At 67.8% G+C, this 11,691-nt stretch carries 9 protein-coding genes; 3 read left to right on the top strand and 6 right to left on the bottom strand.

The genetic code is table 11. From position 1 onward, the window contains the following. Nucleotides 1-3: 3 nt before the first annotated feature. The 3 genes from RIN43_RS10285 (at nt 4) to RIN43_RS10275 (ending at nt 3,751) form a co-directional block, all read left to right on the top strand. Nucleotides 4-885 carry a 2-hydroxyacid dehydrogenase gene (locus RIN43_RS10285; RefSeq protein ID WP_375163738.1) on the top strand — a complete coding sequence of 294 codons (882 nt, stop codon included), beginning with the start codon at nt 4-6 and terminating at the stop codon, nt 883-885. A gap of 90 nt (nt 886-975) precedes the next feature. Next, a complete protein-coding gene (locus tag RIN43_RS10280) occupies nt 976-2,646 on the top strand; it encodes a glycoside hydrolase family 13 protein (RefSeq protein WP_309128825.1) in 1,671 nt (556 codons plus the stop codon). A 100-nt stretch (nt 2,647-2,746) separates the two neighbouring features. Beyond that, nucleotides 2,747-3,751 carry a LacI family DNA-binding transcriptional regulator gene (locus RIN43_RS10275; RefSeq protein WP_309128824.1) on the top strand — a complete coding sequence of 335 codons (1,005 nt, stop codon included), beginning with the start codon at nt 2,747-2,749 and terminating at the stop codon, nt 3,749-3,751. A gap of 12 nt (nt 3,752-3,763) precedes the next feature. On the opposite strand, the gene RIN43_RS10270 is transcribed toward RIN43_RS10275, so the two are convergent. The 6 genes from RIN43_RS10270 to RIN43_RS10245 form a co-directional block, all read right to left on the bottom strand. Next, nucleotides 3,764-6,004 carry a glycoside hydrolase family 3 N-terminal domain-containing protein gene (locus RIN43_RS10270; protein ID WP_309128823.1) on the bottom strand — a complete coding sequence of 747 codons (2,241 nt, stop codon included), beginning with the start codon at nt 6,002-6,004 and terminating at the stop codon, nt 3,764-3,766. Further along, entirely contained in the window at nt 6,004-7,074 is a 1,071-nt protein-coding gene (locus RIN43_RS10265) for an ABC transporter permease (RefSeq protein ID WP_309128822.1), read from the bottom strand. The genes RIN43_RS10270 and RIN43_RS10265 overlap by 1 nt, the downstream gene beginning before the upstream one ends. A 1-nt stretch (nt 7,075) precedes the next feature. Further along, complete coding sequence (locus RIN43_RS10260; RefSeq protein ID WP_309128821.1) at nt 7,076-8,146, bottom strand: ABC transporter permease; 1,071 nt, start codon at nt 8,144-8,146, stop codon at nt 7,076-7,078. Next, a complete protein-coding gene (locus RIN43_RS10255) occupies nt 8,143-8,946 on the bottom strand; it encodes an ATP-binding cassette domain-containing protein (protein ID WP_309128820.1) in 804 nt (267 codons plus the stop codon). Before RIN43_RS10255 ends, RIN43_RS10260 begins: the two co-directional genes overlap by 4 nt. Then, the gene (locus tag RIN43_RS10250; protein ID WP_309128819.1) at nt 8,943-9,767 is read right to left on the bottom strand and encodes an ABC transporter ATP-binding protein; all 825 of its coding nucleotides are present in this window, start codon (nt 9,765-9,767) and stop codon (nt 8,943-8,945) included. The genes RIN43_RS10255 and RIN43_RS10250 overlap by 4 nt, the downstream gene beginning before the upstream one ends. Nucleotides 9,768-9,869: 102 nt before the next feature. Further along, on the bottom strand, nt 9,870-11,537 hold the full coding sequence (locus RIN43_RS10245) for an ABC transporter substrate-binding protein (protein WP_309128818.1): 1,668 nt from the start codon (nt 11,535-11,537) through the stop codon (nt 9,870-9,872). Nucleotides 11,538-11,691 lie beyond the last annotated feature (154 nt).

Below are 11,691 nucleotides of genomic sequence, written 5' to 3'. Positions count from 1 at the left end.
GAGATGCCCTCCGATGTGGAACTGAAGGTCTGGGACCTGAAGTCGCCGCCGCCCGCCGAGCGGGTCGACATCGTTGTTCCCCCGTACATGGGAGGCACCGACGCTCTCTCCGCTCTGGGAGGCATCGAGGTCGGCCTCGTTCAGAGCCAGTCGATCGGCTACGACGGCGTCGCTGACCACCTGCCCTCCGGCTTGACGTTCGCCAACGCCGCGAGCGTGCATGAGGCCTCGACCGCCGAGCTCGCACTCGCGCTGATGCTCGCCGCACAGCGGCAGCTGCCGCGGTTCGTGCTCGCTCAGCAGCGCGGCGAGTGGGCGCCCGTGTTCGCCGACAGCCTCGCCGACCGGCGGGTGCTCCTGGTCGGCTTCGGCGGCGTCGGCAAGGCGATCGCCACGCGCCTGATCCCGTTCGAGACGTCGTTCACCGCGGTGGCCAGGACTGCTCGCACCGAGCAGGTGGAAGGGATCGGAGCAGTCGACGTGCACGGCATCGACGAGCTGCCGGCCCTGCTGCCCGATGCCGAGATCGTGGTGCTCAGCCTGCCAGGCGGCGAGGAGACCGAGCACCTGTTCGGTGCCGAGCAGATCGCCCGCATGGCGCAGGAAGCACTGCTGGTGAACGTCGGCCGCGGATCGCTGATCGACACCGATGCGCTGGTCGTGGCGCTCGGCGACGGCCGCATCCGAGCGGCGCTCGACGTGTTCGAACAGGAGCCGATCCCCGCGCAGCATCCGCTCTGGAGCGCCCCCGGTCTTCTGATCAGCCCTCACGGTGGCGGCGCGTCGACCGCTATGAACCCGCGGATGGCGCGTCTGATCCGCACGCAGATCGAACGGATGCTGGCCGGCGAGCCGCCGCTGAACGTCGTGCTGCCGGCATCCTGATCGTCCGTTCCTCGGCCCGGCACCCCTGGCGTCGAACCGATTCGATCCGCGCACTACCCCAACTGTAAGCGCTTGCAGTAGCCTGATCGCATGGCACAGCTCGAACAGCTCGAACAGTCCGCTGCACCCGGCTCGGAATGGTGGCGCACCGCCGTCATCTACCAGATCTACCCCCGCTCCTTCGCGGATGCATCCGGTGACGGCATCGGCGACCTCCCCGGCATCACGTCCCGTCTCGACGACCTGAAGAGCCTCGGCGTCGATGCGATCTGGCTCAGCCCCTTCATGACGAGCCCGCAGAAGGATGCCGGCTACGACGTCGCCGACTACCGCGACGTCGACCCGCTGTTCGGCACTCTCGCCGACTTCGACGAGATGCTGGCGCAGGCGCACTCCCGCGGCATCCGCGTCATCGTCGACCTCGTTCCCAACCACTCCAGCGACCAGCACGCCTGGTTCCAGGAGGCGCTCAAGGCCGCCCCCGGCAGCCCCGAGCGCGCCCGCTACGTCTTCCGCGACGGTCGAGGCGAGAACGGCGAGCTGCCCCCGAACAACTGGCAGAGCGTGTTCGGCGGCGGTATGTGGGAGCGCGTGACCGAGGCGGACGGCACGCCTGGCCAGTGGTATCTGCACATCTTCGACGCCACGCAGCCCGACTTCGACTGGACCAACGAGGAGGTCAAAGAGGAGTTCCGCAGCATCCTGCGCTTCTGGCTCGACCGCGGCGTCGACGGCTTCCGCGTCGACGTGGCGCACGGCATGGTCAAGGAGGCAGGGCTGCCCGACTACGCACCGGTCGCGGACGCCGACTCCATGGGGGGCGGCGAGGAGTACGTGCCGTACTGGGGCCAAGACGGCGTGCACGACATCTACCGTGACTGGCACCAGGTGCTCGCCGAGTACGACGGAGACCGCGCGCTGTGCGGCGAGGCGTGGCTGCCCACTCTGTCGCGCACGGCCCTGTGGGTGCGGCCCGACGAGATGCACCAGACCTTCAACTTCCCGTACCTGATGACCCCGTGGGATGCTCAGCAGCTGCGCGAGGTGATCCGTGAATCGCTTGAGGAGTTCGGTGGCGTCGGCGCCCCCAGCACGTGGGTGCTCTCGAACCACGACGTGGTGCGGCACGCCTCGCGTCTGGCCCTCACGGCCGACAACCCGCAGGGCGAGGGCATCGGCCCGAAGTCGGAGGGCAAGCCAGACCAGGTTGTCGGGCTGTCGCGAGCCCGCGCCGCGACCACGCTGATGCTGGCGCTGCCCGGCTCGGCGTACCTCTACCAGGGCGAGGAGCTCGGCCTGCCCGAGGCGATGGAGATCCCCGACGAATTCCGCCAGGATCCGACGTGGTTCCGCACGAACGGCGAGCGCTACGGCCGCGACGGATGCCGCGTGCCGCTGCCCTGGTCGGCAGATGCTCCGGCGTTCGGATTCAACGACACCGGGGCATCCTGGCTGCCGCAGCCGGCGGAGTGGGCGACGTTCGCGCGCGAGGTCGAGGAGAAGGATGCCGATTCGACCCTGAACCTGTACCGCCGGCTCATCGAGCTCCGCCGAGACCGCTCGCTGGGCACGGGCTCGCTGGTCTGGGAGGACGCGGGGGCGGATGCCGTTGCGTTCCACCGCGGCGACCTGCACATCGTCGCGAACCTGGGCGAGCAGCCGATCGAGCTCGGCGAAGGCGTGACCTTCGTCGTGCAGAGCGAGCCGTTCGCCGGCACCGCCGTGCCCCCGAACGCCGCCGCCTGGTTCACGCGGGCGTGACCGCCGTGTCCGCGAGAAACCACATTCCGCATGAGAAGCCGCGCGAGGCATGGTTTCCCACGCAGGATATGGTTTCTCGCGGGCGCAGAGGAGTGACGGCATGGTGAGCATCGACGAGGTCGCCAAGCTCGCCGGGGTGTCGACGGCGACGGTGTCGCGCGCGCTCAGCGGCCGGGGACACGTGTCGCCGGCATCCCGCGAGCGGGTGCGCACCGCGGCCGAGGCGCTCGGCTACGTCGTCTCGTCACGGGCGTCGAGCCTGGCATCGGGGCGCACCCGCAACATCGGCGTGATCGTGCCGTTCCTCGACCGCTGGTTCTTCTCCACGGTGCTCTCCGGCGTCTCGAGCGCGCTGATGCGGGCGGGCTACGACATCACGCTGTACAACATCACGGCCGACGCCGATGTGCGACGCGAGGTCTTCGCCACCTTCCTGCGTCGTCAGCGAGTGGATGCTGTGATCGCGGTGTCGATCGAGCTCGACGAGTCCGAGACGCAGCTGCTGCTCGAGCTTGGGCTTCCTGTGATCGCGATCGGCGGGCCCAACCCGCGGCTTCGCACGCTGACTGTCGACGACACCGCCGTGGCGCGACTGGCCACCGCGCATCTGCTCGGACTGGGGCATCGCGACATCGCGCACATCGGGGCCAACCCCGAGTTCGACCTTGACTTCCACATCCCCACGCAACGCCGCCTCGGCTTCGAGCAGGCGTTGGCTGATGCCGGGATCACGCCGAACCCCGCGTTCCTGGAGCCGGCGGACTTCACCGTCGACGGCGGGTTCCGCGCCGCGAAGCAGCTGCTGGGCCGTCCGGGGCCGCGCCCCACCGCGATCTTCGCCGCATCCGACGAGATGGCGATCGGCGCGATCCTGGCGGCCCGCGACCTGGGGTTCCGCGTGCCCCAGGACCTGTCGATCATCGGCATCGACGGTCATGAGCTCGGCGAGTTCTTCCAGCTGTCCACCGTCGATCAGTTCCCGATCGCGCAGGGCGAGCGCGCCGCGCACGAGGTGCTCGCCCGGCTCGACCAGGACAGGGAGATGTCCGCGGCCTCCGAGCTGCCGTTCGAGCTGATCGTGCGGGGGACGACGGCGCGGGTATGAGAGACGCGCTGCTCAGCGCACCTCGAAGGAAGCGCGCAGCAGCCGCTCGTCACGCGATGACGGGCCCACGAGCAGTTCGAACTCCCCCGCCTCCACGACGCGGCCGCCGGCAGCATCCACGATCGTGCATGCGGCGACGGGCAGGTCGATCCGCACCCGCTCGACATCGCCGGGCGCGAGATGCACCTGCTGGAAGGTCTTGAGCTCCTTCTCGGCCCAGCTCACGCTGGTGACGACGTCGCGAACGTAGACCTGGATCGTCTCGAGCGCGGGCCGCTCCCCGGTGTTCGCGACCGTGACATGCGCGACGACGGTTCCGGATGCGGCGAGTGCGGTCTGCTCGATGACGAGATCGCGGTACTGCACCGTCGTATACGAGCGCCCCTCGCCGAAAGCCCACGCCGGCGACTGGGTGAGATCCGCGTAGCGATCACCGTGCTGCCCGCGGATCTGGTTGTAGTACGTGGGCTGCTGGCCTGCGTGGCGGGCGAAGGAGATGGGCAGGCGGCCCGTGGGCTCGACGGCTCCGGTGAGGATCTCGGCGATCGCGCGCCCGCCCTTCATCCCGGGGTTGGCGACCCACAGCACTGCGGCGGCGCGGTCGACCGACGGCGGCAGCACCAGCGGTTTCGAGGCGAGCAGCACGACGACGACCGGCGTGCCCGTCTCGATCAGGGCGTCGAGCAGGGCGATCTGTCCGCCGATGAGCTCGAGCGTCGCGGTCGAGCGGCCTTCGCCGTACAGGCCGATCCGATCGCCGACCACCGCGACGACCACATCGGCGTCGGATGCCGCGGCCACGGCCTCGGCGACCAGCTCCTCGTCCGGCGGGCAGGCGCGCACCACCGGCGGCCTGGGCTGCCCGTCGGGGAACGTCGCCCCCCGCGGATCCTGCTCGAGGTTGCAGATGTCCGCGCCCCGTGCGTGCACGACCTCCCAGGGCGCGATCTGCCGGAGGCCGTCGAGCACGGTCGTGATCAGCTCACGTGGCTGACCGTCGAGCCATCCGGCCTGACCCGACCCGCCGGCCCAGTCGCCGAGGTGCTCCTGCGCGTCATCGGCGAGCGGGCCGACCACGGCGATGCGCGTCTGCGAGGACGCAGCGAGCGGCAGCAGACCGTCGTTCTCCAGCAGCACGATCGAGCGGCGCGCGACCTCGAGGTTGAGCGCGGCATGCTCTGCGGAGCCGACGACCTTGTCCAACCCGTCCTGCGGCAGCCGTGGATTCTCGAAGAGTCCGAGATCGAACTTGAGGGTGAGGATGCGACCCACCGCACGGTCGAAGGCGTGCTCGGTGAGCAGGCCCCTGGACACGGCGTCCAGAGCACCCTCGAAGAAGCCGGGGGTGGTCATGATCATGTCGTTGCCCGCCTGCACAGCGGCGGCGGCGGCGTGCGCGTAGTCGGGTTGCACATGCTGCTCCCACACCATACGGCCGACGTTGTCCCAGTCGGTGATGAGGGTGCCGGTGTATGCCCATTCGCCGCGAAGCACGTCGCTGAGCAGCCAGTCGTTCGTCGTGATGGGCACGCCGTCCATCGTCTGGTAGCCGAGCATGAACGATCGACACCCCTCGCGCGCGACGCGTTCGAACGGCGGCAGGAACCAGGAGCGCAGCTTGCGGCGGGAGATGTCGGCCTCGCTGGCGTCTCGCCCGCCCTGCGTCTCGGAGTAGCCCGCGAAGTGCTTCGCGGTCGCCAGTATCGCTGTCGGGTCTGAGAGCCCACTGCCCTGATAGCCGCGCACCATGGCCGCAGCGAGTTCGCCGATCAGGTGCGGATCCTCGCCGAAGGTCTCGTTCACCCGGCCCCATCGCAGATCGCGAGCGATGCACAGCACCGGTGAGAATGTCCAGTGGATGCCTGTGGCGGCCACCTCGACCGCCGTGGCACGCGCCACCCGCTTGAGCAGGTGCGGGTCCCAGGATGCGGCCATCGCGAGCTGGGTCGGATAGATCGTCGCTCCCGGCCAGAAGGAGTGACCATGGATGCAGTCCTCGCCGACGAGCAGGGGGATGCGCAGCCGGGTCTGGGCGGTCAGCTCGCTCGCACGGACGATCCGCTCAGGAGACGTGTGCAGGATCGAGCCGGCGTGGCGGCGCAGGATGTGGTCGTCGAGGTCGTCCCGCGCGTCGAGCTGCAGCATCTGCCCGACCTTCTCCTCGAGCGTCATGCGCGCGAGCAGGTCGGCGACGCGTTCGACGGTCGAGAGCGAGGGGTCCAGGTACGGCAGGGTCAGGGTTTCGGAGCTCATCACTTCTGGTTCTCGTTCGTGGTCGTCTTGCCGGGCCGCACGGCTGTCACCGCGTCGTTGACGTCGAGGCCCTTCTTGCGCATGGCTCGCGCACGCTCTCCCGCCGAACGCAGACGCGGGTTGACGTACTCGTCGATGCCGAAGTTGATCAGGGCCAGGGCGACACCGATCGCGGCGATGCACAGACCCGGCGGGAGGTACCACCACCACTGGTTCTGCGCGAACGCACCCTGCGCGGAAGCCCAGTTCAGCATGGTGCCCCAGTTGTACGTGGTCACCGGGATGACGCCGATGTACGACAGCGTCGTCAGTCCCAGGATCGCGGCGGTGACCGTGCCGACGAAGCTCGCGGCGATCAGTGCCATCAGGTTGGGCAGCATCTCCATGGCGATGATGCGACGAAGCGGCTCAGCGTTCGCGCGTGCGGCCTGGATGAAGTCGCGGTTGCGCAGCGACATGGTCTGCGCCCGCAGCACACGGGCACCCCAGGCCCAGCCGGTCAGTCCGAGCACCGCGGCGATGAGCACGAGCGGCGGCTCCTCGAACAGCGACGCGACGATGATGATCAGGGGAAGGCCGGGGATCACGAGGAAGACGTTCGTGAGCGCCGAGAGCGCTTCGCTCTTCCACCCCGAAAGGTATCCCGCGATCACTCCGATGACGATGGCGATGACGGTCGCGATGATCGCGGCGAGGAAGCCGACGACGATGATGCCGCGCGTGCCGTGGATGACCTGGCTCAGCACGTCCTCCCCGATGTGCGTGGTGCCGAGCAGATGCGCAGCCGACGGGGGCTGCAGCCTGGCGGCGTTGTCGATCTTCGTGGGGGAGTATGGCGCGAGGACATCGGCGAACACGGCGACCAGCACGAAGAAGGCCAGCACGATCAGGCCTGCGAGTGACTTGCCGTTGCGGAACATCGCGAAGGCGCCGGCGATCTTCGCCCGGACGGTCTTCTGCCGTGGTGTGTAGTTCGGCGGGGTGCGCAGGGTTGCCGTCTCGGGTAGGCCCGCTCGCGCGACGGCGGTGGGTTCGGCGGTGACGGCGTCTGCCGATGGAGAGAGGGTCATGTCAGGCCTCCGTCTGGCGAGTGCGCGGGTCGAGGAATGCGTAGGCGAGGTCGGCGAGGATGTTCGCCACCAGCACCGAAAGCGTGATGACGAGGAACACCCCCTGCATCAGGGCGTAGTCCTTGGCGTTGGTGGCGTCGAGCAGGAGCTTGCCCACTCCCGGGTAGCTGAACACCATCTCCATCACGATCGTGCCGCCGACGATGAAGCCGATCGACAGTGCGAAGCTCTGGATCTGCGGCAGCACGGCGTTGCGAGCGGCGTAGCGCCACAGCACCCGCCTGTTCGTCATGCCCTTGGCCTGCGCGACGGTGATGTAGTCCTCGTCGAGCACGGTCAGCATCATGTTGCGCATGCCGAGCATCCAGCCACCGAGCGAGGCGATCACGATCGTCGCCGCCGGCAGTGTGCCGTGATGGATGACCTGGCCGATGAACTCTGCATCCCACCCCGGTTTCATGCCGACGCCGTAGGCCTTGCCGATCGGGAACCAATGCAGGTTGACCGAGAACACCGCGATCGCGAGCAGACCCAGCCAGAAGTACGGGATCGTGCTGAGGAACGTGGTGATCGGGATGAGGACATCGAGCCTGCTGCCTCGGCGCCATCCGATCACGGCGCCGCCGATCGTGCCGATCGCGAACGACACGATGGTGGCGAAGCCGACCAGTCCGATCGTCCACGGGAGGGCCTGACTGATCACCTCGGTGACAGGACGTAGTCCGTGCAGCAGGGAAACGCCGAGATCGCCCCGCAGCAGCAGGGCCCAGTAGTCGAGGTACTGCTGCAGGAGGCTCTTGTCGGTATCGAGGCCCAGGAGCGCGCGAAGTGCGTCGGCCGCCTCCGGCGAGACGTTGCGATTGCGCGCGAGGTACTGGGTGACGGCATCGCCCTTCATCATCCGCGGCAGGAAGAAGTTGATGGTCAGCGCCGCCCACAAGGTGAACAGGTAGAACGCTGCGCGTCCGCCGAGGAATCGCCACGGCACACGGGATCGGCCACCGACCGCCTTCGTCGCCGTGGTGCCCACCTCCACCGCATCGACCGGCACGTGGGGCTCGACCGCGGTCATGCTGCGCCTCCTGATGTGCTCGTCGCGAAATGCCGTTCGGGATCGGGCGAGGCTGCGCGCAGCTCCTGAGTGTAGGGATGCTGCGGTCTGAGGATCACGTCGTCGGCGGGGCCGTGCTCCACGACTCTGCCCTGGTTGAGGACCATGATCTCGTCGCTGAAGTGCCGGGCAGTGGCGAGATCGTGCGTGATGTAGAGCACGCCGAGCCCCTCCTCGCGCTGCAGGTCGGCGAGCAGGTTGAGCACTCCCAGTCGGATCGAGACGTCGAGCATGGACACCGGCTCGTCGGCGACAAGGATCGCAGGTCGCGAAGCCAGGGCGCGGGCGATGGCGACTCTCTGACGCTGTCCGCCGGACAGCTCGTGCGGCCGCCGGTCGATCACGGCGTCCGCGTCCAGTCGCACTCTCTGCAGCAGCCGGCGCACCTCCTGTTCGATGTCTCGCTTCGGCACCACGTGGTCGAGGCGCAACGGCCGCTCCAGGTGATAGCCGATCGAGTGATACGGGTTCAGAGACGCGAACGGGTCCTGGAAGACCATGCGCAGCTGCTGCCGGTACGCCCGCAGCCCCCGCCCGTGACGCGGGATGGGTCTGCCATCGAGCAGCACCTCGCCGGCTGTGGGCGTCTCGAGCTGGGTCAGTATCTTGGCGATCGTGGACTTCCCACTCCCCGACTGGCCCACGAGTCCGAGCGTGGTGCCGGAGCGCAGCGTGAAACTCACGTCGTCGAGGGCGGTGATCCGCCCCGCGCCGCGCACGCTGTAGATCTTCGTGAGCCGTCGCACTTCGAGAACAGTCATCGCGCCACCACGCCCTTCGGTCCGGTGAGACGGGGGAACGACGACAGCAGCGTCCTCGTGTAGTCGTCCTCGGGCGATTCCCAGATGCGTTCTGCCGTGTCGAGTTCGACGATCTCGCCGTCTCGCATGACCGCGATGCGATCGCTGATCTCGAGCAGCAGGGGAAGGTCGTGGGTGATGAAGATCACCGAGAACCCGAACTCGTGCCGCAGCTGCGAGATCTGGCGGAGGATCTCGCGCTGCACGAGGACGTCGAGCGCGGTCGTCGGCTCGTCCATCACCATCAGCTGCGGCCGCAGAGCCAGTGCCATGGCGATCATCACGCGCTGGCGCATGCCGCCGGAGAGTTCATGCGGGAACGAGCGGCTGCGCTGTGCACCGACTCTGACGATCTCGAGCAGCTCGGCGACGGCCTTGCGGCGCTGGCGTCTGCCCATGTGTGGACGGTGCACCTCGAACACGTCCTCGAGCTGCGCGCCGATGGTGGCGACGGGGTTCAGGGCGTTCATCGCCCCCTGGAACACCATCGAGATCCGGTCCCACCGGAAACGCCGCATCTGCTCGGCCCCGAGCGCGCCGACGTCGATGTCGCCTCCATCGGCGTCGTGGAAGATCACCGATCCGCCGGTGATGACAGCCGGGGCCTTGAGCAGGCGCTGGATCCCGTAGGCGAGGGTGGTCTTGCCGCATCCGGATTCGCCGGCGAGACCCAGTATCTCGCCGCGTTGCAGTTCGAGGTCGACGTTTCTGACCGCCGCCACCGGTGGATCGACGTCGTACACGACGGAGAAGTCGCGGACGGTGAGGAGAGGATCTGGCATGGATGTGCCCTGTTCTTTCGCGGTGCTTCTCGCTTCGCTCACTCGACGACCGGGGGTTCCCGGTCGTCGAGCGCGGAGCGAACGACGAGACGAACCTGAGTTCTATCCGGCTGGTGTCAGCTTCGTGAGCACCTGCACGATGCCGGGCTGGGTCGGGTCTGCCGAAGCGTACTGGTCGTCCTCTGACGGCCAGCCGACGTAGTTTCGGGTGTTGAACTCACCGAGAAGCGGGTGCGCTCCCAGCGGGATCGCCGGCACGTTCTCGACGAAGGCCTTCTGCAGTACCGCCGACGCGGCCTTGCGGTCCTCGTCACGGGCTGCGTTGGCGTAGGTGTTCAGCGCCTCGGTCACGGCAGGGTCCTCGAAGCGGCCGAAGTTGAACTGCGCCTTGCCGTCGACGATCCACTTCGGGTCCATCGTCGAGGTGTACAGGCCGTAGGCGTTGCCGGTGTCCTCGAGCCAGTGGATGATCGCCTGGAAGGTGCCCTCCTGGCGGGCGGCATCCCAGCCGCCCCAGTCGGGCTGGTCGACCTTGACCTCGATGCCGAGTGCCTCATCGAGCTCCTCGGCGATGAGCGCCTGCTCGGTGTTCCAGTCGCTCCACCCCGATGGCACCGAGATGGAGAACGAGACGGGAGCGCCGTCGGGGTCGATCAGCTTCTCGTCCTTCCAGGTGTAGCCGGCGTCGGTGAGGATCTGCTTGGCCTTGTCGACGTCGACCGAGTAGTTCTGGTCCTTGTACTCGGGGATGATCTCGTCCTCGAGCAGTGTGCCGAGTCCGGTGACGTTCCAGACGACTTCACTCGCGCCTTCGCGTGCGATGTCGACGTAGGCCTGGCGGTCGATGGTCCATGCCAGTGCCTCGCGCAGGGCGGGGTCGTCGAACGGCTCGGACTGCAGGTTGAAGAACAGGGTTCCTGCTCCGGCGGTCGGCGAGACGAGGAAGTGGTTGTCGTCGTCGGCTGAGAGATAGCTCGACTCGATCTGCGGAATGAACGCCTGCGCCCAGTCGGCTTCGCCGGACGCGAGTGCGGTGGTGAGTGCGGCGTTGTCGCCGTACGAGACGTAGTGCAGCTCAGGCACAGCCAGCTCGCCGCCCCAGTAGTTCTCGTTGGCCGTGAGGGTGACGGACTCGGTCGTCCAGTTCGACAGCACATAGGGCCCCGTTCCGACCACGAGTCCCTCACCCGTGAGCGGGTCGGTGTTGGGGTCGGCGATGTTCTCCCAGATGTGCTTGGGAACGATCGGGGTGTGCAGCACGCGCGCCTGGGCGGTGTACTTCGAGTCGGCGAATCCGAGGGTGATGCGGTCTCCGTCGACCGTCGCCCCTTCGTAGTGAAGGCCGGATGCGTCGGCCAGCTTGCCGCTGAGGAACTGGTCGAAGGTGAAGACGATGTCGTCTGCGGTGAACGGCTCGCCATCGCTCCATGCGACGTCGCTGCGCGGCACGACGGTGAGCTCGGTGTAGTCGTCGTTCCACGCGACCGACTCGGCCAGCCATGGGGTGGTGCCGAGATCTCCGGTCGGATTGACGAGCGCGAGCGGTTCGAAGATGACCTTCGCATACCCGTACTTCGAGGCAGACGAGTCACCGAGGTACGGGTTGTGGGACTCGGTGGTGATCGCGCCGTCGGGTTTGGCGATGGTGAGAGCGACGCCAGTGCCGGCTTCGGCCTCGGCCGGGTCGCCGCCTGCCGAGCATCCGGCCAGCGCCGTGGCACCGATCGCGGCCATCGCGGCGGCGGCGATCAGGGACTTTCTGAGCTTCATTGCTTCTCCTGCGACACGGTCTTTGTGCAAGGGATGCCGGGCATCGCGCCCGGCTGGGGGATTTGCTTACTCACGGGAAAGTAAGCGTGTTTTCGGGAAGCTTACTGACAAGTAAGTATCATGGCAACAAGGTCACGAAACACGCACGAGAGAG

This window comes from Microbacterium sp., from assembly GCF_031178445.1.
Classification (GTDB): domain Bacteria; phylum Actinomycetota; class Actinomycetes; order Actinomycetales; family Microbacteriaceae; genus Microbacterium.
Note: the sequence above shows the minus strand (reverse complement) of the source record. Positions and strands in the feature narration are given on the sequence as shown.

Excerpts from the sequence above, each read along its gene's own strand:
- RIN43_RS10285 (WP_375163738.1), top strand. The coding sequence starts at position 4 with ATGCCCTCCGATGTGGAACTGAAGGTCTGGGACCTGAAGTCGCCGCCG.
- RIN43_RS10280 (WP_309128825.1), top strand. The coding sequence starts at position 976 with ATGGCACAGCTCGAACAGCTCGAACAGTCCGCTGCACCCGGCTCGGAA.
- RIN43_RS10275 (WP_309128824.1), top strand. The coding sequence starts at position 2,747 with ATGGTGAGCATCGACGAGGTCGCCAAGCTCGCCGGGGTGTCGACGGCG.
- RIN43_RS10270 (WP_309128823.1), bottom strand. The coding sequence starts at position 6,004 with ATGAGCTCCGAAACCCTGACCCTGCCGTACCTGGACCCCTCGCTCTCG.
- RIN43_RS10265 (WP_309128822.1), bottom strand. The coding sequence starts at position 7,074 with ATGACCCTCTCTCCATCGGCAGACGCCGTCACCGCCGAACCCACCGCC.
- RIN43_RS10260 (WP_309128821.1), bottom strand. The coding sequence starts at position 8,146 with ATGACCGCGGTCGAGCCCCACGTGCCGGTCGATGCGGTGGAGGTGGGC.
- RIN43_RS10255 (WP_309128820.1), bottom strand. The coding sequence starts at position 8,946 with ATGACTGTTCTCGAAGTGCGACGGCTCACGAAGATCTACAGCGTGCGC.
- RIN43_RS10250 (WP_309128819.1), bottom strand. The coding sequence starts at position 9,767 with ATGCCAGATCCTCTCCTCACCGTCCGCGACTTCTCCGTCGTGTACGAC.
- RIN43_RS10245 (WP_309128818.1), bottom strand. The coding sequence starts at position 11,537 with ATGAAGCTCAGAAAGTCCCTGATCGCCGCCGCCGCGATGGCCGCGATC.